General features: G+C 44.5%; 28 protein-coding genes. 13 read left to right on the top strand and 15 right to left on the bottom strand.

Annotated features, from left to right (window positions below; genetic code table 11):
• Positions 1-5: 5 nt before the first annotated feature.
• A complete protein-coding gene (gene recQ / locus PODO_RS06075; RefSeq protein WP_038569203.1) occupies positions 6-1841 on the bottom strand; it encodes a DNA helicase RecQ in 1836 nt (611 codons plus the stop codon).
• A gap of 169 nt (positions 1842-2010) precedes the next feature.
• Here recQ and PODO_RS06070 point away from each other — a divergent pair, with 169 nt between their 5' ends.
• From PODO_RS06070 to PODO_RS06030, 9 genes are all read left to right on the top strand, one after another.
• Positions 2011-3669, top strand: a complete 1659-nt coding sequence (locus PODO_RS06070; protein ID WP_063829804.1) for a spore germination protein — start codon at positions 2011-2013, stop codon at positions 3667-3669.
• Positions 3617-4720, top strand: coding sequence for a GerAB/ArcD/ProY family transporter (locus PODO_RS06065; protein ID WP_038569202.1), 1104 nt, complete (start codon positions 3617-3619; stop codon positions 4718-4720). The genes PODO_RS06070 and PODO_RS06065 overlap by 53 nt, the downstream gene beginning before the upstream one ends.
• The gene (locus tag PODO_RS06060; protein WP_038569201.1) at positions 4713-5936 is read left to right on the top strand and encodes a Ger(x)C family spore germination protein; all 1224 of its coding nucleotides are present in this window, start codon (positions 4713-4715) and stop codon (positions 5934-5936) included. The genes PODO_RS06065 and PODO_RS06060 overlap by 8 nt, the downstream gene beginning before the upstream one ends.
• Before the next feature lie 18 nt (positions 5937-5954).
• Positions 5955-6143, top strand: a complete 189-nt coding sequence (locus tag PODO_RS06055; RefSeq protein ID WP_038569199.1) for a CLC_0170 family protein — start codon at positions 5955-5957, stop codon at positions 6141-6143.
• 100 nt (positions 6144-6243) lie between these two features.
• Complete coding sequence (locus tag PODO_RS06050; RefSeq protein ID WP_038569198.1) at positions 6244-7230, top strand: RluA family pseudouridine synthase; 987 nt, start codon at positions 6244-6246, stop codon at positions 7228-7230.
• Between the two features lie 153 nt (positions 7231-7383).
• On the top strand, positions 7384-7905 hold the full coding sequence (locus PODO_RS06045; protein ID WP_036681441.1) for a hypothetical protein: 522 nt from the start codon (positions 7384-7386) through the stop codon (positions 7903-7905).
• Positions 7906-7952: 47 nt separating this feature from the next.
• Complete coding sequence (locus PODO_RS06040; protein ID WP_036681440.1) at positions 7953-8348, top strand: hypothetical protein; 396 nt, start codon at positions 7953-7955, stop codon at positions 8346-8348.
• A complete protein-coding gene (locus PODO_RS06035) occupies positions 8345-8938 on the top strand; it encodes a TetR/AcrR family transcriptional regulator (RefSeq protein WP_244886428.1) in 594 nt (197 codons plus the stop codon). Before PODO_RS06040 ends, PODO_RS06035 begins: the two co-directional genes overlap by 4 nt.
• A 157-nt stretch (positions 8939-9095) precedes the next feature.
• Positions 9096-10676, top strand: coding sequence for an oleate hydratase (locus tag PODO_RS06030; RefSeq protein ID WP_038569194.1), 1581 nt, complete (start codon positions 9096-9098; stop codon positions 10674-10676).
• Between the two features lie 138 nt (positions 10677-10814).
• On the opposite strand, the gene PODO_RS06025 is transcribed toward PODO_RS06030, so the two are convergent.
• Entirely contained in the window at positions 10815-11537 is a 723-nt protein-coding gene (locus PODO_RS06025) for a DsbA family oxidoreductase (RefSeq protein ID WP_036681863.1), read from the bottom strand.
• Positions 11538-11773: 236 nt separating this feature from the next.
• Between PODO_RS06025 and PODO_RS06020 the strand changes: the two genes are divergently transcribed.
• Positions 11774-12706, top strand: a complete 933-nt coding sequence (locus PODO_RS06020) for a glycosyltransferase family 2 protein (RefSeq protein ID WP_036681860.1) — start codon at positions 11774-11776, stop codon at positions 12704-12706.
• Positions 12707-12879: 173 nt separating this feature from the next.
• Positions 12880-13986, top strand: a complete 1107-nt coding sequence (locus PODO_RS06015; RefSeq protein WP_036681858.1) for an FAD:protein FMN transferase — start codon at positions 12880-12882, stop codon at positions 13984-13986.
• Between the two features lie 321 nt (positions 13987-14307).
• Here the strand turns inward: PODO_RS06015 and PODO_RS06010 are convergent, their stop codons facing one another.
• The 10 genes from PODO_RS06010 to PODO_RS05965 all read right to left on the bottom strand — a co-directional run bounded on the left by PODO_RS06010 (position 14308) and on the right by PODO_RS05965 (position 22452).
• Positions 14308-15030 (bottom strand): HAD family hydrolase, encoded by a 723-nt coding sequence (locus tag PODO_RS06010; RefSeq protein ID WP_038569192.1) that lies wholly within the window; start codon positions 15028-15030, stop codon positions 14308-14310.
• A 33-nt stretch (positions 15031-15063) separates the two neighbouring features.
• Positions 15064-15525: a GNAT family N-acetyltransferase gene (locus PODO_RS06005; protein ID WP_038569191.1), complete on the bottom strand. Its 462-nt coding sequence runs from the start codon at positions 15523-15525 to the stop codon at positions 15064-15066.
• 102 nt (positions 15526-15627) lie between these two features.
• Positions 15628-16134: a metallophosphoesterase family protein gene (locus tag PODO_RS06000; RefSeq protein WP_036681852.1), complete on the bottom strand. Its 507-nt coding sequence runs from the start codon at positions 16132-16134 to the stop codon at positions 15628-15630.
• 202 nt (positions 16135-16336) lie between these two features.
• Positions 16337-17530, bottom strand: a complete 1194-nt coding sequence (locus PODO_RS05995) for an anti-sigma factor (protein WP_038569190.1) — start codon at positions 17528-17530, stop codon at positions 16337-16339.
• On the bottom strand, positions 17523-18026 hold the full coding sequence (locus PODO_RS05990; RefSeq protein WP_038569189.1) for a sigma-70 family RNA polymerase sigma factor: 504 nt from the start codon (positions 18024-18026) through the stop codon (positions 17523-17525). The genes PODO_RS05995 and PODO_RS05990 overlap by 8 nt, the downstream gene beginning before the upstream one ends.
• A 166-nt stretch (positions 18027-18192) precedes the next feature.
• Positions 18193-19197, bottom strand: coding sequence for a siderophore ABC transporter substrate-binding protein (locus PODO_RS05985; RefSeq protein WP_280513452.1), 1005 nt, complete (start codon positions 19195-19197; stop codon positions 18193-18195).
• A gap of 122 nt (positions 19198-19319) precedes the next feature.
• Entirely contained in the window at positions 19320-20075 is a 756-nt protein-coding gene (locus PODO_RS05980; RefSeq protein ID WP_038569188.1) for an iron ABC transporter ATP-binding protein, read from the bottom strand.
• Complete coding sequence (locus PODO_RS05975; protein WP_036681842.1) at positions 20069-21013, bottom strand: iron chelate uptake ABC transporter family permease subunit; 945 nt, start codon at positions 21011-21013, stop codon at positions 20069-20071. Before PODO_RS05975 ends, PODO_RS05980 begins: the two co-directional genes overlap by 7 nt.
• A 2-nt stretch (positions 21014-21015) precedes the next feature.
• On the bottom strand, positions 21016-21963 hold the full coding sequence (locus PODO_RS05970; RefSeq protein ID WP_036681839.1) for an ABC transporter permease: 948 nt from the start codon (positions 21961-21963) through the stop codon (positions 21016-21018).
• A gap of 228 nt (positions 21964-22191) precedes the next feature.
• Complete coding sequence (locus tag PODO_RS05965; RefSeq protein ID WP_038569187.1) at positions 22192-22452, bottom strand: YqkE family protein; 261 nt, start codon at positions 22450-22452, stop codon at positions 22192-22194.
• 89 nt (positions 22453-22541) lie between these two features.
• Here PODO_RS05965 and PODO_RS05960 point away from each other — a divergent pair, with 89 nt between their 5' ends.
• Entirely contained in the window at positions 22542-22886 is a 345-nt protein-coding gene (locus PODO_RS05960) for a winged helix-turn-helix transcriptional regulator (protein WP_036681832.1), read from the top strand.
• 17 nt (positions 22887-22903) lie between these two features.
• On the opposite strand, the gene PODO_RS05955 is transcribed toward PODO_RS05960, so the two are convergent.
• Positions 22904-23407 carry a GNAT family N-acetyltransferase gene (locus PODO_RS05955; RefSeq protein ID WP_036681829.1) on the bottom strand — a complete coding sequence of 168 codons (504 nt, stop codon included), beginning with the start codon at positions 23405-23407 and terminating at the stop codon, positions 22904-22906.
• 25 nt (positions 23408-23432) lie between these two features.
• The gene (locus PODO_RS05950; protein ID WP_038569185.1) at positions 23433-24275 is read right to left on the bottom strand and encodes an SDR family oxidoreductase; all 843 of its coding nucleotides are present in this window, start codon (positions 24273-24275) and stop codon (positions 23433-23435) included.
• Positions 24276-24500: 225 nt separating this feature from the next.
• Between PODO_RS05950 and PODO_RS05945 the strand changes: the two genes are divergently transcribed.
• On the top strand, positions 24501-25595 hold the full coding sequence (locus PODO_RS05945; protein ID WP_036681827.1) for a M24 family metallopeptidase: 1095 nt from the start codon (positions 24501-24503) through the stop codon (positions 25593-25595).
• 85 nt (positions 25596-25680) lie between these two features.
• On the opposite strand, the gene PODO_RS05940 is transcribed toward PODO_RS05945, so the two are convergent.
• Positions 25681-26646: an NAD(P)H-dependent flavin oxidoreductase gene (locus tag PODO_RS05940; protein WP_038574185.1), complete on the bottom strand. Its 966-nt coding sequence runs from the start codon at positions 26644-26646 to the stop codon at positions 25681-25683.
• Positions 26647-26651: the final 5 nt, after the last annotated feature.

The raw sequence follows: 26651 nt of genomic DNA, 5'->3' as shown, positions 1-26651 counted from the left end.
CTTTTCTACATTTCATTTTGAAAAAACTCTAAGAATGCCTTACCGTACTTCCGGTATTTCACTTCCCCAACACCCTTTACCCTCAGCATTTCCGCTTCGGTCTGCGGGCAAACCACACTCATCTCACGCAGCGTGGCATCATTAAAAATAATGTACGATGGCACATGCTCGCGTCCTGCCAATTCACGCCGGATAAGACGCAGCTGCTCAAAGACAGTCTCATTGACGGCTGATGGCGACAGGTCATGCCCCCGACTACGAACTCTCGTACCGGATGTTGTGCCTGCCCGCGAAGGCCGCGCCACACGCTGCATCACCTCACGCTGTCCGCGCAGGACCTCGGCAGCCAGAGGCTGGAGCCGTACTACAGGGTACTGGCCTTCCGACAAGGCAAGATACCCTTCTGAGATAAGCACATTGATACTCTCTGAGATTTCCTTCTCCGTCCGGCTCGACATCGCCCCATGTGTGGGCAGCTTATCGAAGCCGTACTGCATCACCTTTTGATTGCGAGAGCCTTTCAGCACAGATGCTACCAACGCTACACCATAACGCTCCCGCATGCGGTGAATGCAGGAGAAGATCTTTTGCGCATCGACGGTCATATCCACTAGCTCTCGTTCATCCGTACATGAGCTGCAGATACCACATGGCTTGTCCCCATGTTCTTCCCCGAAATAATCCAGCTGGGCACTGCGCAAGCAGCGAGTAGTATAGCAATAATCAATCATTTGCTGAAGCTTGCGATATTCGTTAGCTTTACGGTCAGTATCCTGTGGATTCTGCTCGATCAGGAACTTTTGCGTCATAATATCCTGCGCACTAAACAGCAAAATACATTCACTCGGCTCCCCGTCACGTCCAGCACGACCCGCTTCCTGAACATAAGCTTCCATATTTTTGGGCATATTGTAGTGAATTACGTATCGGACATTGGATTTATCAATCCCCATCCCAAAGGCATTCGTAGCCACCATAACCCGGATATCGTCATAGAGGAACCCTTCCTGGCTATCTGCCCGCTCCTGATCATTCATACCCGCATGATAGCGACCTGCTGCTATGCCAGAGGCCTGCAGCCTCTGATACAGATCATCTACTTCTTTGCGGGTTGCCGCATATACAATCCCCGGCTGGTGGGAATGCGTAGCCGCATAATCCATAACGAACTCCCGCTTGTTCTCTCCCCGCAGCACGGACATTGCCAGATTGTCTCTTCCTAGTCCCGTCATGAAAATACCCGGCTCGCGCAAACGCAGCAGCCGGACCATATCCTCCATAACCTCCGGCGTCGCCGTGGCAGTAAATGCAGCCAAGATCGGCCGGTCAGGCAGCTCATCTACAAATGGAGACACAGACAGATAACTTGTCCGAAAATCATGCCCCCACTGGGATACACAGTGCGCTTCATCAACAGCCACGCAGGAAATTGACAGCTCAGCCATTTCCAGACGGAACCAGTCCAGCTCAAGCCTTTCGGGCGCAACATAGAGCAGCTTCAAATCACCCCGCCGGGCAGCCCGAATCCGCTCATTCACTTCTTTTCCGCTTAACGTGCTATTAATAAAGGCTGCCGGAATACCCGCGGTAGTTAACGCATCCACCTGGTCTTTCATCAGCGAGATCAGTGGTGATATCACCAGTGTCAGCCCTGGCAGGAGCAGTGCAGGAACCTGATAACAGATTGATTTCCCGCCACCCGTAGGGAGGATTCCCAATGTGTCGCGTCCTTCCAGCAAGTTCTGAACAATCTTTTTCTGGCCATCCCGAAAGTCTGGATAACCGTAATATTTTTGCAGCTCAGCCTGCGCCTGTTCAATAGTAGGTGCTTGCATCTTCATATCTATCATGACTCCTTAGGCGTTTCTATCTTTAGTTTAGCGGTCAATGGTGTAATGAGCAACACTCTAGAAGTCCTTCTTTCGTTTCTCCTTTTGGAAAAATTACATAAAAGGAGCGCTTTTGAGCCAAGCTTTAAAAATCATCATTCTTTAGGAAAGGGGAATAGCCGTGCAAAACTGGAAGCAAAACTATAGTTCTTTTAAGCAAAAAAAAACGCACGAAGATCCCACCATTCCTGATCAGCGTTCGGAAAAGCCACTAGATCCCGACCTAAAAAATAATATTAAAGCCATTAGCCAAATTTTTGGAGAAGATGCAGATCTCGTTGTGCGTAATTTTCGGGTATACGGTTTATATGATGCGGTAATTATCTTTTTTTCATCTTTGGTGGACCAAAATCAAATTCATGAGCATGTGCTTAAACCGTTAATGAGCCCTCCCGCTGATCTCTCGACAATTCCTGAAGAGCGCAAGGATCTGCCTGATTTCATCTGGAATACGACCATACAAATAGCGGCTGGGAACCGAACGAAGGACTTAAATTCTCTGCCACTCGCTCTATTAGAAGGGAGCGTTGTACTCCTTATAGATGGTATGGATCAAGCACTTCACTTCAATTTGCGTAAAATCGAACATCGCAGCATTGAACAGCCACAGACCGAGCAGGTAATTCGTGGCTCACGCGAAGGTTTTATAGAAAACTTGGAGGCAAACCTTTCCTTACTCCGTTATCGGCTGCAAACGCCAGATTTCCGGGTTATTACTGCTCCGCTTGGTGTGCGGACACGCTCACAGGTTGCTGTGTGCTATATAGAAGGGATAGTAGATCCTGAATTGGTTGAAAAAGTGATGAAGAGATTATCCATGATAAACACAGATAGCATCCTTGATGCAGGGTACATCGAGCAATTCATTGAGGATAACCCATTATCTCCTTTTCCTCAGGTTCAACCAACAGAACGTCCGGATAAATCAGCGGCAGCCTTATTGGAAGGAAGAGTCATCATTCTGGTAGATGGCTCCCCATTCTCGCTCATCGTCCCTGCATTGTTCAATCAATTTTTTCAGACCATAGACGACTATTCGGAACGTTTTATTGTAGGCAGCCTAATCCGGGGGATTCGACTAATTGCCCTGTTGTTCTCTCTTTTTTTCCCTGCTCTATATGTATCCGTCATCTCCTTCAACCCGGAGCTTATGCCTACCGAATTTGCCGTAGCGATTTCAGGGGGTAGAGCAGGCGTTCCTTTTCCAGCGGTCTTGGAAGTTCTGATTATGGAGGTCTTCATGGAGGTGCTCCGCGAAGCAACTATTCGTCTACCACAAATGATTGGGGGCGCCCTTTCTATTGTAGGTGTTCTTGTTATTGGTCAGGCTGCTGTTTCAGCAGGTCTAGCAAGTCCGACAACCGTTGTTATTGTCGCTATAACCACTATCGGTTCTTTTGCCACCCCTGCCTATAATGCCGCTATCTCATCCAGAATGCTAAGATTTCCACTGATTATTCTAGCCGGTTGTTTTGGTCTTTACGGAGTCATGTTAGGTACCATCGTTATCGTGAATCACTTATTATTCTTGGAATCCTTTGGCGTTCCTTACATGACACCATATGTGCCCACGAAATGGAGAGATCTGAAGGACAGTCTGATTCGTGTCCCCTTATGGTGGATGAGAAGACGTCCGAGCTTCTTGAACACTCAAGACCCTACTCGTCTCGCTCATGAGTTACCAACGACGTATTCAGATCAGATTTTTAAGGAGAAGGGTGAACTCGATGAACAACAACCGCCCCATAACAACGATCCAAGTCGTGGCAGTAGTCGTTAGTACGATTATTGGAATAGGTATCTTGAGTATTCCCCGTTATATGGCTGAAGCTGGAGACAGCGGGGCGCCACTGGTTTCGGCTTCAGGCATCCCTGTTGCATTTCTAGGCTGCTGGTTTACAGCCGCTGTATGTCGGAAATTCCCCAATGAAACTCTGTTTGTATTCAGCCGCCGGTTAGTCGGGAGAAGCATCGCGGATATTTTCAATGTACTTATCTCTTTGTTTTTTGCTTTCACTGCCGGGATTACCATGCGTCAATTCGGAGAGGTATGTGTTGCGGTCGTGTTTAAAAAAACACCTATCGAAGCGGTCATTCTATTAATGCTTATTTTGGCTGCTTTATCTATCCGCAGAAACATTGTGAAATTCACCTATGTACATATTTTTTATTTGCCTTTCATCTTGTTAACCGTTCTCAGCATTATATTAGTAGCCATGAAAAATGTAGATGCTTTAAACTTACTTCCACTCACTGGAAATTACATCACCTTTTCAAGCTTTTCCAAAGGGACTGTCACTTCAGCTGCCCTTTATCAGGGCACATTTGTCATCACACTGCTGGTTCCTTTAATGAAAAAACCTCAGCAAGTGCTTAAAGCAGGAGCTGCTGCCCTTTTTATTATTGGCTTCATCTATGTAATGATTGTTGCGGCCACTTTAGGAATGTTCGGAGCGCAAGAAACCAAATTACTCGCTTATCCAACCTTAGAAACCGCCCGCTCCATTTCTATTGGTGCAGGACTACTAGAACGATTCGATGCGCTGTTTATTACTGTTTGGGTAATATCTATATTTACTACCATTTTTACGAACTACTACTTAGCAGCATATTCACTTCAGCAAGTATTTCGGTACAAAGATCACCGCCTTGTATCAAGCTTCTCACTTCCACTTATCTTCGTCTTTTCACTTTTGCCAAGAAATATTTATCAGGTTTATACCTTTTCTTCCGTCACAGCGATTATCGGGTTAATTTTTTTGACTCTCTACCCTCTTCTTTTATGGTTAATAGCTCTGATTCGGCAAAAAGGAGGGCTATCGAATGAATAAAGTAATTAACAAGCGTATTAGTCTTCTCCTCCTTCTCTCTCTGGTATTTGTATTCCTTACGGGCTGCTGGGACCAGCTCGAAATTGAAGATCGTGCATTAGTGCTGGGATTGTCTATAGATTCAGTGCCAGCAAATAGTAAAACCGAAGATGATCAAACGACACATCTAAAAAGCGCAAATATTAATTTGCCCAAAATCCGTGTGACCGCCCAAATTGCAGTTCCAGGGAGAGTTCCGTTAGGTCCTAGCAGCGGGGGAGAAGGTAGCGGGGGGAATCAAAATCCGGTTTGGGTTGTACAAGTTTACGGTTACTCACTAGATGATGCCTTAAACAATTTGCAACAACAGATCTCTGACCCACGTTACCTCATCCATCTTCGGGTGATTATCATCAGCGAGGATTTTGCACGCAAAAACCTGTCGGATTTAAATGATTATTTACGCCGCAACCCTGAAGTTCGTCGCCGTACCTGGTTATTAGTGTCCGAAGGCGAGGCTTCTAAATTTATGAATATTAATCCACCACTTCAGCGAGTTCCAACCCTCTATATCCTATCCACCATGGAAAAAGCCGTGAGATCCGGAAAGTTCCCAGCTAACTATATAGGCGTATTCTGGTCAGCTGAATCTAAATGGGGAGAGAGCGGTTATCTGCCTTATGTGTCTTTACATCAAAAAGACAATATGTTGATAAAAGGTCTTGCTTACTTTAGCGGAGGCGTTATGGTTGGTTCGACTACTCCCATTGAGATTGGCGCATATATGTCCATGAAAGGTCTTGATCCTGGGGGATATTCCGTCATGTTCAATTCAGAGGACTTTGGCCCACTGACTCTTAAAGTTAACGACCGATTTACAAGGTCTAAAGTTAAAATCAAAGACGGCAAACCCCATATCACTATAAATATTTATTTAGAAGCAGCGCTAGATGAGCACCTAGGTAATAATATTCGTATTGATTCCAGCCAGGATTTAAAAAAACTTGAGGCCAACTTTCAAAAAGGAGTCCTCACCATCTTCGACCATCTGATTAAACAGACGCAACAGGCTCACTCGGATATCTTTGGTATGGGTGAATATGTTCGTGCATATGCTCCTTCCTACTGGAAAGCTAATGTTCGTGACAAACATGACTGGGAGCAACAGTATTCTGATCTCTCTATAGAACTTAATGTGAAGACGAATATTGAAAGAGTCGGTCTTAAAGAAGACTAGATATGGGGATGTGTTCAAATGATCTATCATCAACTAACTTATTTAACTCTCGTGCTCCTGCTCTCCGGACTATTCCTGCTTACTGTGGATACCAAGATCTATGCTGTAAGCGCCATGCCCCGGGAAAAGAAATATGCCCGCAGGTTAGGCTGGGTATATCTCGGTTTATTCCTGCTTCTTGGATTAGCCCAGCTGTTCTATCTATGAGCATTTACAAAACAAACCAGTACGCCTGCCTCTCCATAGTATTTCTTAACAGCCCATGGTATATTGAGGAGTACAATATTAAAGGACGGAGAATGCATCCATGAACTCAAGAAGAAATCCTAAGGAAACAGCCAAAAGAGGTACTCGTTCTCACAGCAAGCCTACTGGCAAGCTTAATCATAAAACTAAAGCACCCGCAGCACCCAAAACATTTACTGTAAACGAACCTTCTGAACTATTGCCCTTCTTACTCACCCACGTCACGGGTCGCGGACGAAATGCGATTAAATCCATCCTATCGCGTGGACAAGTGTCGGTGAATAATAAGGTAGTTACACAGCATAATTTCCAACTGCATCCGGGTCAAAACGTTACTATTGATCAAGAGAAGCCTGTACAAACAGCAGAGATGATCGGACTTAAAATCGTTCATGAGGATGAAGACCTGATTATTGTTCAAAAGGATGCTGGACTGCTATCTATCGCCACTGCGGAAGAAAATGAATTGACGGCTTACCACCAGCTCATGGAGCATGTCCGTGTTAGCAATCCACAAAATCGGATTTTTGTCGTACATCGATTGGACAGAGATACATCAGGCGTAATGATGTTTGCCAAAAGCGAACGGATTCAGCAAGCGCTACAAACTACTTGGAAAGATACCGTGAAGGAACGTTCTTACGTAGCGCTCGTGGAAGGCGCGGTTAAAAGACCTGAAGGCAAGATAAGCTCGTGGCTCAAAGAAACCTCAACCCTTAAAATGTATTCCAGTCCTCATGAAGGTGATGGACTACATGCAATTACACATTATAAACTCATTCAGGCTAACCGCCATTTTTCCTTGCTAGAGGTTAAGCTCGAAACCGGACGAAAAAATCAGATTCGGGTGCACATGGCAGATATCGGCCACCCTATCGCAGGTGACAAGAAATATGGTGCAGAGACCAAAACGGTAGGAAGACTTGGCCTACATGCTCGAGTGCTCTCTTTTATTCATCCAACCACTGGAGAACTGATGACCTTTGAGAGCCCGATTCCGAAGACGTTCCTGAAATATACTGCGCCTGCGCCTGCGCCTACAAACTAAGAAGTGAACGTATACCCACAACCGAGGAGTATTCCCTCTTATGGGAAGCCGTAACTTCTACACAAGATGCCCGGTCCATTTGGTCCAGGGCGTCTTTTTTTAACTTCCTATCACATCATGTTACAATATAAATAAACAAAGAAGGTGCTCTTATTGTTCCACCCTACAGTTTTCGATAATATTAAGATCGCCTTTGAGAACCAGATTTATGACTACGATAATTTAGACGGAATATTGGTGGTTACGGATCGCTCCGACCTTCTGAATATGGCGCTGATGTCCAGAGAGTTCAGTCTCTCCTTCCAATTAACTGCAGGCAGGAAAGTAACCGCCGAAATCCTGCTCACTTCGTCCACGAAAGATCTCAGCGATGAAATCTTGGAGGTTCCTAATACGGATCCCGGCTGTAATCTTTCACTTCGTTTTTATATGGAAGTCGAAGATATTCCTAGCGAATGTCAGGCGATAGACAGTATTCTAAAAGCGATCTGGGGACCTGATTTCCAGCCTGTGCAATCTTTAAGCTTTATATATGGCCAGGAAAGTGAAACTTACAATAACTGCATCGAGCTGCAATTCAAAAGACAACTCACAGAAGAGCAAATGGAGGACATTCCAAACCTGCTAAGCCACCTGCTGCAAAGTGCGGAAGAACTAGAATCCTTCACGGTATAATCCCTACTTTTTAACGTTCGTACTATGGGAAAAGAGGTGTGCATGAAATGAAATTCCTGCCTGCTGCCAAAAGTAAAAGTTGGTTTCTCTGGATGACCGTTTATGCCATTCTTCTATGGCTTCTCTTCCCTCTACACCGATTCGTGATGCTGGCCCAGGAAATGGATGCCACACTCTTACTGCGCTTTGCTCTTTTTTCCGTAGTAGTGGCAGGCATCGTCAACACTTTAGGCTGGCTCGGAGCACGTCTGCTCTGGGTATTTAGTACGGCGGGAATAATCATAGGCGCGGCATTTATGCTGGGCTACACCTACAAAGAGATGTCCGGTTGGGAGGATCTCGCAGGCTTCCTCGCATTTTCCTTATTTTCATGTGCCGGATTTGCACTGGGTTTATTAGCGGAAGGTATTCGTCTGCTGTATACGCGAGCATCGAAGTCTTGAATGGAAGAGGTGAAACGCTGTTGTCCAATTCTTTTCTAACCAAAAATGCATTGTCCCATTCTTTAAAAGAACTAATGGAGCATACACCGCTCAATAAAATTACTGTTAAACAACTAGTGGACCATTGCGGACTAAACAGACAAACCTTCTATTATCATTTTCAGGATATATTTGATTTGCTAGGTTGGATCTATAAGACTGAGGCTGTCGAAAGCCTCGCCCAGTATCGCAGCTACAGCACTTGGACGGACGGTTTTTATAGAATTTTCTGCTACATTGAGCGGAATAAATCCTTTTGCTGTAACACGCTAAATTCACTAGGCAGAAATCACCTGGATGCATATCTGTACGAAGTGACAAACGATCTCATCATGGGGGTTATAAACGAGTTGTCCTCCGGGATGGAGGTTTGCGAAGAAGACAAGCACTTTATAGCCAATTTCTACACGCTAGCCTTCACAGGCCTAATCATTCAGTGGATGAGAGAAGGCATGAGGGAACAACCGCACCATATGATTGAGAAGCTAAGTGATCTAATTGAAGGGAATTTTCTGAAAGCTTTACACAAATATGAGAACCATCCGTTGTAACCCTTTGGTTGCAGCGGTTTTTTTGTCTAAAAACTAGACAGATCACCCATAATGACAAAAATCCAGACACTCTAAAGAGTTTGATTATACCTTCAAAATAGGAGTTGGTTTACATTAAGAGTGTGATTATTTAAACAACTACTTGGAGGCGACCATTGTGAAAAAAGAGTACGGTAATAGACAGGTTTATTTTGTCGGTGGCGGAATTGCATCCCTAGCGGGCGCTGCTTACCTGGTCAGAGACTGTGATTTTCCGGGACAAAACATTCACATTATTGAAGAGATGAAGATTCTTGGTGGTAGCAATGACGGCGCAGGTGACGCTGAACATGGTTACGTTGTCCGCGGCGGCCGTATGCTCAACGATGAAGCTTATGAGAATCTCTGGGAACTATTAACAACGATTCCTTCTGTCGACCGTCCGGGGTTGTCTGTGCGGGATGAAATTATTGCTTTTGATACCGCTAATCCAACACACTCAAACGCCAGACTTGTAAATAAAGACGGCAAAGTAGAAGATGTATTGTCCATGGGTTTTGATATGGCTGATCGTCTCGCTATGGGCAAGCTGATTATTACACCAGAAGATAAAATGGGTAAAGCGCGTATCAACGACTGGTTCGCCCCTCACTTTTTCACAACAAACTTCTGGTATATGTGGGCTACTACTTTTGCATTCCAACCTTGGCACAGCGCTGTAGAGTTTAAAAGATATATGCTGCGTTTCTTCCATGAATTCCCAAGAATTCAAACACTGGAAGGTGTAACTCGCACTCCTTATAACCAATATGATTCCATCATTCTGCCTTTGCACAAATATCTTGAACCATTCGGTGTCGATTTCACACTGAAATGTACAGTTACTGATCTGCAGTTCAAAAAAGGTGACGGAATTACCGTAACCCAAATGAATGTAGTGCGCGAAGGTGTCAAAGATGTGATTGATGTAAAAGAAGATGATCTCGTAATTATCACAAACGGTTCTATGACCGAAGGCTCCAGCCTTGGCTCTATGACTTCTGCTCCACGCCTTAACGGCAAGGGAAGCTCGTGGAAATTATGGGAAAACATCGCTTCCAAGAAACCAAGTCTTGGCAATCCTTCTTCGTTCGATGATCATGTAGACGGTTCGAAATGGGAGTCCTTTACTGTAACTTTCCATGACTCCAAATTCTTCGATCTGATGGAAAAATTCACACGTAACCGTGCCGGCACAGGCGCTTTGGTCACATTTAAGGATTCGAGCTGGTTTATGTCCGTTGTACTGGCTTACCAACCGCATTTCCGCAATCAGCCTGAGCATGTTAAAGTGTTCTGGGGTTACGGACTGTATCCAGACAAAGTTGGGGATTTTGTGAAAAAGAGAATGTGTGATTGTACCGGCGAAGAAATCATGCAAGAATTGATCGGTCATCTTCACTTTGAAGAACATAAGGACGAGATCATGGCTACCGCCAACTGTATTCCTTGCATGATGCCTTATATCACTTCTCAGTTCATGCCTAGACTCAATAGTGACCGACCAAAAGTTGTCCCTGAGGGTTCCACAAACCTGGCCTTTATTGGACAATTCTGTGAAATTCCAGATGACGTTGTATTCACTGAAGAATACTCCGTAAGAGCAGCGAGAATTGCGGTATATACTCTACTTGGTATCGAACGGCCTATCGAGCCAATCAACCAATATCAATACGATGTACGTACACTATTCTCAAGCTTTGTTACATCTTTCAGATAAAACCACAATCAGCGGCGAGCGCTTCCGGATATCGGGAGCGCTTGTTTTTGAGTGTGGGAAGCAACAAAAGAACAGGTTTATCAAAACAAAAAGAGCTGAGGGCTCCCTCAGCTCTTTTGTTTTACTCGAATCCAAACTTTAAATATTGCAAGATCCATCTGCGCAGCCATCATCGGTAGATACTTCAGAATTCCCCTTACCAACCACTTGCAACGTTGGTCCTGCTTGTTCCTCCGCCCACACAGTATCCAGTACCTCTGTAAATACAGGACCTGGTTGTGCACCAGATAAAGCATATTTATTGTTGAATACAAAGAAAGGTACACCGGTAATATTAAGACGGCTTCCTTCTTCAATATCGCCATTAACCTCATTCGCAAAAGCATCCGTTTCCAGCATTGCCGCAGCTTCTGCTTGATCCAGACCTACTTCAGCAGCGAGTGAAGCCAGTACACTGCGATCTCCAAGATTTAATGAATCCGTAAAGTAGGCGCGCAGCAGACGTTCGGACATTTCTGCACCTTTTCCCTTTGTGCTTGCAAAATGACTCAGTCGGTGACTGTCGAAAGTGTTGGTATGCTTCACTGTATCAAAATTAAATTCCAAGCCCACATCTTTAGCTTGCTCCGCTAGTTGTGCGTTCATTGCTTTTGCTTTTTCTACGGTCATCCCGTATTTGGCAGCCAGCAGCTCATGAATACTCTTGTCTGTACTTACCTCTGCATGTGGATCCAGTTGAAAGCTACGGAATACTACCTCTACTTGATCACGGTTCGGGAATTGGCTTAGCGCATTCTCCAAACGTCTTTTGCCAATATAACAAAAAGGACATGCATAATCGGACCAGATATCTATTCTCACGAAAAAACCTCCTAATATTATTGATAATTTGTAGCTGTTATATAAGAGTAATAACTAAATATATGTCGCTTACTATTATATAGTTAAAAACTCAAAATTACAAACTTAACTTTTATTAAAATAACATTTATAGATGTGAATGCTAAAGCAAAAAGTAAACGAAAGTGGTATATACGCTCCCCTTCAGGGCAGATAGAATAAAGTTAACACCAGAAATTCCGAAGGGAGATCCCCATATGCATGATGTATCTATAGTGATACCTACCCGTAACCGTATAAACGACCTTACAGTGTGCATAGAGTCTATTAGCAAGCAGACACAGCTAGAGAATGTCTCCATCGAGCTCTGGATTGTGGATGACGGTGAGATTCCTGAAGAAAGATTAACCTATTATCGTAACATACTGAACAAATTGCCACAGGCTGAGTTTCGATATCATCGTAAGACTAATCCGGGACTCTGGCTTTCCCGTTATGAGTCACTTGGACTAGTAAATGCTGAAATTGTGCTTCATTTAGACGATGATGCAGAATTAGATGATTCCTTATATATTCGACGATTACTTGATACTTATGCAGCGGACGATTCAATTGTAGGTGTAGGCGGGGTGGCTAAAGGCATGCGCAGCAGCAAACCGGGCCGGCTGTTTGGCATGCTGACCGGACAAATGTCCGGATCCCCGGGCAGATTATCCCCAAGCATGTTTGCAGGCTCCCTATTCCTCTGGGGAGAGAAGGAGCAGGTTTTTGAGACGGATTTTTTTCACGGCTGTAATATGTCATTCCGGCGCTCAGCATTACAAGATATGAAACCCTATCCCTGGATGACAAGTTACTCCATTGCCGAGGATATTTACTTGTCTCATTTGGCTAGCCGTTATGGCAAGCTTGTCATTAACCCGGCTATGAAAATCATTCATCATGAGTCGCCGGGATCTCGGGATAAGGCGGGCGTTGTTGCAAGAGCTACTGCCATCAATCATTATTATCTGCTCAACTTACGTAAAGCACCCCCTATGAATTATGCCGCATTGATCTGGACGTTAACCTGTCTTACAGGTAAAGAAACTCTCAAACGAAATTTTAAAGCCGTTAGCGGTTATGCCAAAGGAATCCTTTTCGTAATGAATCCTCGTAAAAACAAATACCGTGAATACATGCTAGATTAGCTTAATAGCTACCTCTATATCCACAGCGTTGCTCCGAATCAGATTGCGGGGCTTTTTTTTCGTGCAGACGGAGTTGTACGTAAATACGCCATGAAATTAATTTCCATCAACTTCTGATCTAGGGTATGATAGTAATAATGTGTTTTAGAAACTAACTTTATGGATGGTGGAATATGTTCAAGAACAAAAAAACGACGTTGATCCTCGTTGTTATCGTCATCGTCGTCATAGCTGTCGGCGCTTGGCTAATTACTAAAAATAAGGATGACAAAGCGACGGAAACACCGGGTGGCGCAACAGCTTCAGGAAAAGGCGAAGCCAAGTCACTCTCACAGACCTTTTATATCTATGACACGGTCGTGAATATCAAAGTGTTCGGAGAAAATGTAGCCCAAAAAAATATGGATGATATCCAGCAAATGCTGGAGCGCATGGATATGGAGCTTAGCCGTACAAAAGAAGGCGGCGAGGTTTACGCAGTCAATCAAGCAGCAGGAAAAGAAGCGGTTGTCGTTTCGGACGAGACCTTAGATGTTGTAAAACAATCCGTGCAATATGCAAAAGAAATGGACGGGCTATTCGATCCCACGATTGGTCCGCTGATCGACCTCTGGAACATCGGTAGTGGCGGAGATAAAGTCCCTGATCCAGCAGCTATCGATGCAGCCAAGAGCCTAACCAATTACAGGGACGTTGAAATTGACGAGGCTGCTAAGACCGTGAAGCTACTGAAGGAAAATATGGTACTGGATCTTGGAGGTATCGGCAAAGGGTATGCTGCTGACCGTATCGCTGATTATTTAAAAGAGCAAGGCCTTAACAGTGCAATGATCAACCTCGGCGGCAGCAGTATTATTGCGTTAGGTACGAAACCAAACGGAACGGATTGGAATATTGGTCTGCAAGACCCTGACCAAAGCCGCGGCACGCAGCTAGGAACGATTAAAATCGCGGATGAGGTCATCGATGCTTCTGGTGTTTACGAACGTTATTTTATGCAAGACAATGTTCGTTATCACCATATTCTTGATCCACGCACAGGTTACCCTTCTCAGAACGGTCTCAAAAGCTTGACCATTATGAGCCCTAATGCAACAGATGCGGATGCTTTGTCCACTGGGGTGTTCTTGATGGGGATCGAAGAAGGTATGAAATATCTGGAGTCGTTACCTGAAGATGTAGAAGCTTTCTTTATTACCGATGACAACAAAATCTACGCCACACCAGGCATTAAAGAAAGAATGAATCTGACTGACCCTACGTACAGCTTCGCTGATTAAACGAAAAGAGCTTGCCCCCATAAGGCCGTTGTTGGCTTTGGGAGGCAAGCTCTTTTGTTGTGGATAAAGGTTCTTTGGCGTGGCTGAGGGATATTCATCGCCCATTCATCGCCCAGCAGCCTGATAATTAGGGAATTCCTCCCTAAAATCAATAGATTTTTTCAATGTAAACCTTCGATTAGGGAAAACCTCCCTAAAAATCACCCGAATATGGCTATAACCATGTTTATTTAGGTTTTATTAGGGAGGAATTCCCCAATAACCTCAATTTCACGCTCTAACCGGTTCAATTCAGGGAGTTTTTCCCTAATTAATTCCCGATCAAGATTTTTGCAGCACCAAAGGCAACTCGCTAAATTCCTTATAATTCGTGAAAATATAACTAGGCTTATGATCCGTAGCCGGCTGTCTGCCTCTCGGATTATACCAGCAGACCTTCCAGCCAGCCGCAAGCGCTCCTACTACATCATTAGCCCAGGTATCGCCTATATAAAGTGAATGGTCTGGTGAAGTGCCAGACTGCTGATTTACATGCAAAAAGAGTTGCGGATCTGGTTTGGCCAGACCTACAGCGTCAGAAATAAAAATCATCTCCTCGGGGATCATCTGATCCAGACCTAATCCGCGAATCTTTTTCATTTGATGATCTTTGGGTCCATTCGTAATGATGCCTACTTTATGACCAGCAGCAATGAACCTTTCCAATTGCTCCCGGACTCCATCTATCATTTGAATGGTGTACTGACGGCCAATGTATGCCGCTTGTACCGCCGTGGCTTGGTCACGATCAAGCTGTAGACCATACTCTGCAAAAGCAAGCTCCAATCGGCGTACCCTAGTTTCCTCCAGCGGAATTTCTCCACGTAAATACATAGGCCATAATACATCACTATGATGTCTTACTTTATAAAATAATTCCGCAAAGTCCAGACTGCTCTCATCCGGTTTAAGTACTTGACGCACCGCTTCTTTAAATGGAACCAAATGATCATATAAAGTATCATCAAGGTCAAAAAAGATTGCCAGCTTATTACTTGTATCCACTTTAACGCCCCTTACTCGTCTTTCTCTCTAGCTTTAGAAAAAAAGGTTATAGGTATAAAAATCATCATCCCGAATGTAGCCATGCGCTTCATATAAGCGCTGTGCCCCCACATTCGCCGTCATTGTTGTCAGGGACAAGCCCTTCGTATTCGTAGCGAGCGCATGAGCTCTGGCACTTTCCAGCAGCTTGGAGCCGAGCCCATGGCCTCGCAGTTCCGCAGTTACATATAGATCATTCAATATCCAGAGACGCTCCATAGAAACCGATGAAAAAGAGGGATAGAGCTGAGTGAAGCCCCACGCTCTTTTCTCCTCGCCTTCTCCCCCCACCGCAATAAAGATTACCGGTTCGTTCAGCTTCAATCGATCTGATAAAAAAGCACGTGCACCATCCAGATCAGAGACTGCCCCATAAAATACCCGATACTCATCAAACAATGGGATAAGCCGTTCCAAATCATCATAGATCGCACGTTCAATACGATAGTTGTTCATCCTCAGCGCTCACTTTCCGGCTTGGGCCGTTTTAACGTTATTGTATATTTCAGCCGTACCGTGCACCATGGAGCGAACGCCAGATCATTTGGACAATTATTCTTATTCTTTGGAATCGTAGAACACATGCCGGGCACTGACTTTACCCTCTTCGATATCCAAGATTCCGAAGGAATACAGTTTCTCACGTCGTTTATCTGTTGGCGATCCTGGATTAAAGAGCAGAATCCCATTCTCTTCCCGCAATAAAGGCTGATGCGAATGACCAAAAAGAATACAATCCACCTTATCGTTCGCAAAAGCAAGCAGCGCATTCCCGTCCGTTCCTTTGCGGGAGTGTGGCGTATGCCCATGGACCATTCCGATCCGGACTCCCTCAAGCGTTAGCAGCTTACGCTCCCCGAAACGCTCAATGATCTCTATTCCATCGTTATTTCCAGCAATCCCTTCCACTGGAGCTAATTCAGCCAACAAATCGTAGATTCCCATACTCACCCAATCTCCAAGATGCAGAATCAAGTCTACATTCCGGAATTCAGCAACAAGCGCTTTGGGCAGAGACTTAGCCATTCTTGTCATATGTGTATCTGATACCACGCCTACTTTCATATAACTCAGCTCCTAATCTATCATACTCATCTCATAATCAAATAATTGTACGATTTGCTTAAACGAGAAGCAAGTTCTGTGACTTCTCCCACACAGAAAAGCCGGGTACACCCCACTAACACAGGGCATATCCGACTGCCATTAAGTAATTACGAAGAAATCATTTACGCTTACTACCTTCTACAGTATTTAGCATCCCAACTCAGTTCTCTCTATCCTGCCAATTCCATAATCTTACTTCTTCAACATGAATATTACTGACCCATTTTTCTTCCTTTAACTTGAGCAACTCTTTAACCGGACCGGTTACGACAGCTCCATACAGCCTAACTCCGTTCTTCTCCAGATAGCTAATGGAGTCATCCAGATCAATAAACGGAATTACCTTGTTGGCGATCGATTTATGCTCCTGCATTAAGTGCAGTGTCTTAAGGAAGTTCGCATTACGCAGTTCACCATCCCCATATGAGTCAACAGATGGAGAAACACTCGTGCGGCTAGTCACCCCTCCAAACCAACCCCACTTTTTCTTTGATTCTTGTGTCACCTTCATATCATCAGCATGCCAGATAGGCATACTTGGAAATCCTAAGGGATCATTTATTACTGGCTCTTGTGTCCTTGGACCTGTATCTGCTGCGAACCATAAAAGTTCAAGATTTTTATGCTGAAACTTCTTCAATAGCTCATCTGTCGTAAAAAATTGTTCAAAAGACAAATAGGCTTCTCCTACCGTACCTTCAGGGAGCTTCTCTAGTTTTTCCCACTCACTGCTGTCATCCATCCTATTTTCTGCAGACTGGTTCTCAATGGGATAGATAAAGTAATTACCTGTCCCACTGCGTTCATATGTCCATGAATAACTATAGATTCTAGGCCAGCCTAATAGAAACTTCATCGAATAATCTCCAACATTAATCCGCGCATCACCAATTTGTTTTATTATTTCACCCTGCAGATTCATACTAAAAAACGGTCCGGAATCGCTACTCAAATGGACGATCGTATTCGGCTGTGAAACAGCAATTGCGGAAGAAACGACATCACGGTAAGTCTCTCCTCTTTCTCCAGTGCTATAAAATACCGCTGTGATGATACTGCTGACAATCAAAAAAATCAAAAACGCAGAAATCACCGTTAAAGTATTCGATATACGTGCTTTCCACTTGCCACGGCGGATGATCTTTTTTTCTTTGCCGGGTCTGTTTCTTTTACCCTTTCCGAATTTTATGCTCTTCTCCTCATCTGGAGCCGGCTTTTCTTCGCCCATGAGTTCATCCAGATAAGCCTGGTAAGCTTCCATCTTCTCTAACTCACGCTCAACCTCATCCCTATCCTCATCAGCAAGAGTGCCTTCGCCATACCTTCTTAACTTCTCCTTAAACTCTTCACTCATGTTCATTTCTCCTCCGCTCTGCCTCACGCAGCTTCTGTCTGGCCCGAAAGATCAATATCTTATATTGGGACAAGCCCACATCCATAATGTCCGATGCTTCCCGATAACTCAGCCCATGAAAATCATGCAGCAGCAGTGCATTTCTCTGATTGTCCGGTAGCTCACTTACCGCTATCCTCATCTCTTCCCAACGTTCCTGATGAAGCAGTGTGCTTTCTGTGGTATCTGGATGAGCAAGCTTTTTGAAATAATCCTCACTCTGAACTGTACTGCGACCTTCCTTTCGCTTGTAATCTACGAAGGCGTTATAAGCGACACGGAACAGCCATGGTTTAATCTTCTCTTCTTTACAATTCTCCAAATGTAGATAAGCGCGATAAAAGGTTTCTTGCATCAAATCTTCAGCCGCATAATGATCACCACAAAGGGAGCGCAAATAGCGGTAAATATCCATCACATACATCTGATATATTTCATCCAATGAATTTCGCTTCATGCACTCCCCCCTTAACCTAACCACGTATCCCAGCCTGAAAAGTTACAGATAAATTTAGCAACTAGTATGAATATACCAGTAAATCTATGGAAAAAAGCGAAAAAAGCCTGCTGGCAAGGAGTATTACTCCCGCCAACAGGCTTTTTAATTCACCAAGTTACTCTGCTTACAGAACAACTTCAACTTCTTTGAGCATTTCGCTAACGGATATTAAACCGCCACCGGACAAATACCAGTAGTTAGGATCCAAGTAGATGATCTTACCGTTTTTAAAGGCATTTGTATTCTTCACTAGATCGTTTTCAACTGCTTTTTTAGCTGAACCGGATTCACCGCCATCACTCTTCACAACCGCATCTCTGTCTACTACAAACAGATAATCCGGGTTCTTATCCGCTACATATTCGTAAGATACGCTTTGTCCGTGAGTGGATACTTCAATTTTATCATCTGCCTGTGCAAATCCGAACATGTCATGGATAATCCCAAAACGGGAACCTGCACCGTAAGCACTGATTTTTCCTTCATTCGCGAGAATAACAAGTGCTTTTTTGCCATCAGCTGTTGCCTTCGTATTCAAAGCTTTGATGGAATCATTGATAGTCGCAAGCTCAGTTTCTACTTCTGCTTCTTTTCCAAAAATTTGACCCAGCATTTTCACGTTATTCGTAAAAGATTCCATATAGTTTGCATTATCTACAGCCACATACAGAGTAGGTGCAATTTTGCTGAATTCTTCATAAGAATCCTGTTGTCTGCCGGAAATGATGATCAGGTCCGGAGAAAGACTGTTTATTTTTTCGAAGTCAGGCTCTTTCAAACCACCAACATTCTCATATTTAGCATCGTTATATTTAGAGAGATAAGCCGGTACATTACTTTGAGGCACTCCAGTCACCTCTACGCCCAGTTTATCCAGCGTATCCAGTGTACCGAAGTCAAAAACAACCACTTTTTGCGGATTGCTTTTGATAGTTGTTTCGCCAAGCGCATGCTTGAAAGTAAGCTCTGTCGGTGCTGTAGTTGCTTCCGTTGTTGGTGCAGTAGTAGCCTCCGAATTGCCTGCCGCTGCTGTATTGTTATTTGAAGTTGCTGCATTATTGGAGCCGCAAGCCGCCAAGATTACCGCAAGAAATACTGTCATCATCAGTAAAGATAAGTTCTTCTTCAATGTATTCACCCCTAATTTTTATAGTGAAGCTATTTGAATTATTCGCGTATGCGTTAAGAAGCTGGCGCCTTTCACTTCTTACGTTACGTCATAATAATATCCGCATAGTAATAGTTACCTTTTTAGAAATAGACACCGATTTTTCGGCCTCCTATAGTTTCAATAGGAATGTCCATGTCATATACCTCTTTAAGAACTGCAGAATCTATAATTTCATCCGCTGTACCCGAGGAAGCTACTCTTCCATTTTTAAGCGCAACAATGTAGTCAGAGTAACAAGAAGCAAAGTTAATATCGTGGATAACGAGCACAATCGTCTTCCCCTTCTCGTCCACCAAGCGGCGAAGCACCTTCATAATTTGGACGGAATGCTTCATATCAAGGTTGTTGAGCGGTTCGTCGAGCAGAATGTACTCTGTATCCTGAGCCATGACCATGGCAATATATGCCCGCTGGCGTTGCCCTCCACTGAGCTGATCAATATATTTATCCTGCATTTCTTGGAGATCCATGTAAGCAATCGCTTCGTCAACGAACGCCCGATCCTCCGGACTCAGCTTCCCCTGTGAATACGGGAATCTCCCAAAAGAAACGAGCTCCTTCACAGTGAGGCGTACGCTAATATGATTGGACTGCTTTAACACCGATATTTTACGAGCAAGCTCATTACTTTTGCAGGTACCGATTTCCTTACCTTCGATCAGCACCTCTCCCGCGTCTTTGGAGATAAGTCTGCTGATCATGGAGAGCAGTGTACTTTTACCCGCACCATTTGGTCCGATAAACGAGGTGATTGCGCCCTTTTTAATGGACAAGGACACATCATCAACGACGGTTACTCCGCCATAACATTTGGTTAAATTTTTAACTTCTACCACGACTTATTCTCCTTTAACAGCAGATAGACGAAGTAGACGCCGCCTGCAAAATTGATAATCACACTAACCGTAGTATTAAATCCAAAAACACGTTCGACCAGGAACTGCCCACCGACAAGCGCAACAATACTCAGCAGAATCGTTCCAGGAATCAGATAGGCATGCTTATAGGTACGGAACAGCTGGTGTCCCACATTAGCTACCAACAAACCTAAGAAAGTGATTGGCCCCACTAGAGCCGTCGAGATCGAAACGTAGATAGATACAATAACTAGCAGCCTTTTGACCACATAGTCATAATTGATCCCCAGATTAATGGCTTCATCTTTCCCAAGCGAAATAACATCCAAATACTTAACAAATCGCAAGAAATACAACGTAGTTAGCGTCAGAACAATGGTAGAAAGAATCAATAGGTCACTGCTGACATTGTTGAAGCTGGCGAACATTTTCCCCTGTAGAATCAGGAATTCGTTCGGATCAATAAGCACTTCCATAAAAGAAGACGCGCTCTGGAACATCGTCCCCATGATCAGCCCTACCAGCAGCAGGAAATAAATATTTTGTCCTTCCCTACGGAACATTAGCTTATACAATACGCCTGAAAACAGGACCATGAGGCACGCAGAGAACAAGAAGTTGATGTTTTTATTCATAAAGGTCATATTCGATGAACCTAAGGCATAAACACCGAACGTCTGGATTAACATGTACAGGGAATCGAGCCCGAGAATACTTGGTGTCAAAATACGATTGTTCGTGATGCTCTGAAAAACTACGGTAGAGACAGCTATCACAGCTCCGGTAATCAGAATGGCCGCCAGCTTTCTTCCCCGGCTGGGCAGAACGTAGTCCCAATTTCCCAAAGCATGATACGTCATAAACAAGACGATGAGGGCGACAGCACTTATTGATAATATAGTTAGTTTTGTCTTCATCTCTAGTTCGCCTTTCTTCTCATCAGCAAGTAGATAAATAGACCACTACCGATGACGCCTACCGTGAGACTGATTGATATTTCATATGGATAGATAATGAGCCTGCCCAGAATATCGCAGAACAGGAGGAACACCGCTCCGAGAATGGCTGTATGCGCCAGACTTTTTTTGAGGTTATCCCCTATGTACAACGTTACAATGTTAGGTACTACTAGACCCAGAAATGGAATCGTACCTACGGTTAAAATGACAACAGAAGAGATTAACGCTACAATTACCAATCCCACGTTGACCACCGCTTTGTAGTTCATGCCAAGATTGACGGAAAAATCCTCGCCCATACCGGCTACCGTAAATTTATTAGCGAAGAGATACGCCAGAATGACAAGTGGAATGCTGATATAAATTAATTCGTATTGGCCTTTGATAATCGTCGAGAAATCCCCAAGCATCCAAGATGAGATATTCTGAATCAAATCATTTTTATACGCAAAAAATGTTGTAATCGAGCCTACAATGTTGCCGAACATGAGTCCGACCAGCGGGATAAAAATACTATCCTTGAACTTGATCCGATCCAGGATTCTCATAAAAATAAAGGTGCCCAATAGCGCAAAAACAAAAGCAACAAGCAATTTCTGCATTGGCGTTGCGCCTGTGAATAACATGAGGGATACGAGAATACCAAATTTTGCGGAATCCATCGTCCCTGCCGTAGTCGGTGAGACGAATTTATTGCGTGACAGCTGTTGCATAATTAATCCGGCAATACTCATGCTGACTCCAGCGATAATCAATGCGGCTAACCGGGGAATCCGGCTTACCAGCAAGGTCTGTGCTTGAGATTCCGTAAGATGAAAGAGATCTAATGGGGATATATCTTTAACGCCTATAAACAAAGAAATAAATGAAAATACTATTAGAAGTAGGGACAAATATTTTAGTTTCATGAGTTGTTCCTTATCTGTTTAATAGTTTACAAATGCGATTTTATGATAATGATTTTCATTCGCAATGTTTTAAATTATACCTAAGCCCACTTTGAGGGTCAACCCTTTCATATACTTAAATTTAAAATAATTAAGAATTAGGCTTATCTGCTTAAGTTACATAAAAAAAGACACCCTAACGGGTGCCTCTTTAATCTCTGCCATATTTTTAGCGCTAAGCCATAGGATTTATTTAAATTTCTTCCAATCCTGATTACTGTTCTCCAGCAAATGTGCAAAATCATTATCCAACCGCTTCTGCTCAGCCTTGCACTGATCTTCCACTGCCTTACGGGCAGCTTCTTTACGGTCATTTTCCTCCGCTTTCAACGCATCAGATTGCGCCTTCAGCTTTCCTAGAACATCACTGCTTAGCAGGTCTTTTAACGTAGCAGGGCCATCATTCGTAGCGGCTCTTGGTGTGGTAGGCATTTTCTTTTTTTTAGCCACTGTCCATCATCCTTTCTAGCTGAATTAAATTGGAATTTGTTTAAGTTATTGGTCTTTTCGTTTATAATGTTTACTAAGAGGTGAGCCCTATGAAGTCCAATGATTTATGTCCCCGGCTACAAAAAAGTATGGATATTATCGGCAGGCGTTGGACTGGTTTAATTATCTACCAGCTCCTTCAAGGACCCCAACGTTTCAATGTAATTGAAGCGGCATTGCCCATCAGTGGAAGACTGCTCTCCGAACGGCTCAAAGAGCTGGAACAGGAAGGGATCGTTCTTCGAGAAGTGTTCCCAGAGACCCCCGTGCGAATCCAATATTCTTTGACGGATAAAGGTCTTGCCCTGGAATCAGTCATCCGAGACTTACAGAGTTGGTCCAAAGAATGGGTCGATTGCGACACCGATAACCTAAATCCAACTCTCAAAATGTAAGCGTTTTATCTGGTATTTTAGACTTTAAGGCCTACAATGACTAAATCACGCTCTATACCGTCAAGTTCAGCCACACCAGGCAGCATTCCCCACTCTTTAAAACCAAATTTTTTCAGCAAACCAAGGCTTGGATCATTATGTCCAAACACAAAGCCGACTAGATTCTTAATTCCGAGACTAGGGGCTTTCTCAATGGCCTCTGTCAGAAGAATTCTGCCAGCACCACCACCACGGAACTTTTCATTCACGTATACGCTGATTTCTGCTGTTGCATTATACGCTGGACGACCATAGAAGGATTGAAAACTGAACCATGCTGCAATTTCATCTCCTTGCTTCAGTACCCATAAGGGACGGTGATGGCTGTTATGCTCAAGAAACCATTTCTCCCGGTCTGCAACAGTAATGGGTTCCAGATCTGCAGTTACCATCCTCCCAGCAATCGTTGAGTTATAAATATCTACAATAGCTGCTAAGTCTGCAGATGTCGCATCTTCAATTCTGCTGTTCTCCCAATTCATCCCTTAATTCCTCCAAATGTGTTAATTAACTCAGGCCGACCTGCTCCTGGCTCCATTGCCACAGCCGTTCGGCCTCTATTGTATTCTGCGCTCTGGGAGACAGTTGTTTAATCTTTCTTCGATAATAATATTGACCGGTTACCTCTTCAAGATCAGGATCTGTAGCCAAATAAATCGCTGTATCGGCGCCTTGTTCAGGTGTTAAGAAAAAGTATGAGAGTAACTTAAGTACCGACTTGCCGAAGCCTGTCTGCCGGTTTACACCTATATTCGTCCCCACTGCACCTGGATGCAAGCAATTCACCGTCACCCTTGTTCCGTGAAGACGCGAAGCCAGCTCCCGCGTGAACAGAATATTGGCTAGCTTGGATCGGGCATAGGCTTTTGCAGGATTAAAACGGCGAGCCAGGGTTGGATCTTCATAATGGAGCGCACCTATTTTGTAAGCACCGGAGGCAACCACAATGATACGGCCTTGCTCTGCTGCCTGCAACGACTCAAGTAACAGATTTGTAAGTAGAAAATGCCCCAAATGATTTACGCCAAGATCCATCTCAAAGCCGTCCTTCGTAAGCTGACGCTTAATCGTGACTACCCCGGCGTTATTGATAAGTATGTCTAGAACCGGATATTTCATAGTAAATTCCTCAGCAAAGCTGCGAATGCTCTCAAGTGAAGCCAGATCACACAACATGAGCTCGATATCCTCGGAGTGGCTCTTTTGTTTGGCGGCAGCAAGTGCTTCTTCTCCCCGCTGGCGATTACGGCAAACCATAATGACTTTGGCTCCCTTGCGAGCCAGTTCAACTGTTGTAGCCAGCCCCATACCGGAATTCGCTCCGGTAACAAGTGCGATTGTTCCTCTCATTCCAAGAATCACTCCTCTCTCAACAACCGTACCCGAATAAGCTTTAGCCTAACCTTAGGAGAAGTATATTTAAAGATATGTTACACCAACTAGTAGGGTTAAGAAAAGCTTCATGTCATGATTAGCCAACGATAGTTATAGTTCGTCAGGTGCGTCTGGTCTATTTTTGATCTATAATAGGAATATTGCAGTTCTAATCGTGAAGTTGAAAGGGGAACACCAACTATGAATAATGCTCTGACAAGCCTAGAGCAGCAAATGGCGGGCGAAGGCCTGGATGCCCTGCTCGTAACAGATCCCAAGCATGTCTACTACTTAACCGGCTTCGCCAGCGATCCGCATGAACGTTTTCTGGGTCTGCTGCTGATACGCGGAGAAGAGCCTATGCTCATTCTGCCTGCATTGGATGCAGAAGCGGCTCAAGCGGCTTCTTCGGTCACCAAAATCCTAACTCACAGTGACACTGATAATCCCTATAACCTGCTAAAAGATTGTTTCGGCAGCAGCAAGCTTGGAACTCTTGGCATAGAGAAGGAACATTTCTCAGTAGCCCGTTTTGAACACCTAACCGCTGCTGTTCCAGCTGAACGGTTTAGTGATATTGGTCCATTGCTGCGCAGCATGCGCTCCAAAAAGACCCCGGATGAAGTTAAGCGCATGAAACATGCCGCTGAGCTAGTTGAGGAAGCCTTGCGCCGCGTTCTTACCCACGTAAAAACAGGCGTTACAGAAAACGATCTAGTAGCGGAGCTAGAATATCTAATGAAAAAGGTTGGCGCTTCCGGTCCTTCCTTCGACACTATGGTGCTTTCTGGTCCGAAAACTGCCCTACCTCACGGTGTTCCTGGCAACCGGGTCATTCAGCCAGGCGATTTCCTGATGTTTGATATCGGGGTGTATGCCGATGGTTATGCTTCTGATATTACACGTACCTTTGCAATTGAATCCGTGGACGACAAGCTAATCACTATTTATAACACTGTGCTGGCTGCCAACGAAGCTGGGATCGCTGCCTCCAATCCTGGAGCACCTTTCGGCTCAGTCGACAAAGCTGCACGTGATGTAATTGAGGAAGCTGGATTCGGGGAATATTTCTTGCACCGTGTCGGACACGGACTGGGCATGGATGTTCATGAATATCCATCACTTCACGGACAGAACGATGACATTATCGAGATCGGCAATGTGTTCACCGTTGAGCCAGGAATTTATGTGCCTGGACTAGCGGGTGTGCGTATCGAAGATGATCTGATTATTACAGCTGAAGGCGCAGAGACCTTAACAAGCTTCCCTAAGGAACTGACTATTCTTCATTTGTAGAAAAGAATTACAAGCCCACGGTCAAAAACACAGAGCAGCGATTCCTCCAATAATGAGAGAATCACCGCTCTGTGTTTGTTTTTATTTAAACCTGTGTTCCCCACATCCCGCGAATCGACCCAGCCTCTTTAACCATCCTGCCGACCAGCTCCGCGACTGTAGGTATATCTTGGATCATTCCTGTTACTTGACCTGCCCAGCCGATGCCCTCTTCTTTGATACCATCATAAATCCAGCGCTTGTTGGCTGCACCACTGATATATTCTTTTAATGCTTCATAGGTCGGTGTCACGCGCTCGATTTCAAGAATTTGATCAATGTAGTCACTACGCAACACTCGTGCGGGTGCTCCAATAGAACGTTTGATTACAACCGTATCCGACTCTGAGCTTTCTACTAAAGCTTTTTTATAAGAAACAGCCGCGTGCACACATTCCACTGTAGCAACGAACCGAGTGCCCATTTCGATTCCCTCAGCCCCAAGCGCATGAGCAGCCATCCATCCACGGCCATCTCCGATCCCTCCGGAAGCAATCACAGGGATATTAACCGCATCGACCACTTGAGGAACGAGCACCATGGTTCCAACATCGTCACGCCCTAAGTGACCCCCGCCCTCTTGCCCAACAACAATAACCGCAGAAGCGCCTAATTGTTCGGCCTTTTGGGCTTGTCTGCGTGAGGAGACGAGCACGAGCGTTTTAATATCGGTGGGCAGTAACATTTCCAGTATAGGGGCTGGATTCCCTCCAGTGAGGCTCACCACGGGAACCTGCTCGTCGATGGCGACCTGCACCCGGTCTTCATAACCAATCCCATGCATGCCGATAGCAAAATTAACACCAAATGGCTTGTCTGTTAGTGTTCGTACCCGCCGTATTTCTGCACGTAAGGCCTCAGCATCCGGAAGACTCATTGCTGTGACCTGACCCAGTCCACCGCTATTTGAAACCGCAGCCGCGAGGTCTGCATAACCTAAATAAGCAAGTCCTCCTTGAATAATAGGATATTCTATGTGCAATAACTCCGTAATACGGGTGTTCCATTTCATCTTCA

Source organism: Paenibacillus odorifer (assembly GCF_000758725.1).
Classification (GTDB): domain Bacteria; phylum Bacillota; class Bacilli; order Paenibacillales; family Paenibacillaceae; genus Paenibacillus_AQ; species Paenibacillus_AQ odorifer.
Note: the sequence above shows the minus strand (reverse complement) of the source record. Positions and strands in the feature narration are given on the sequence as shown.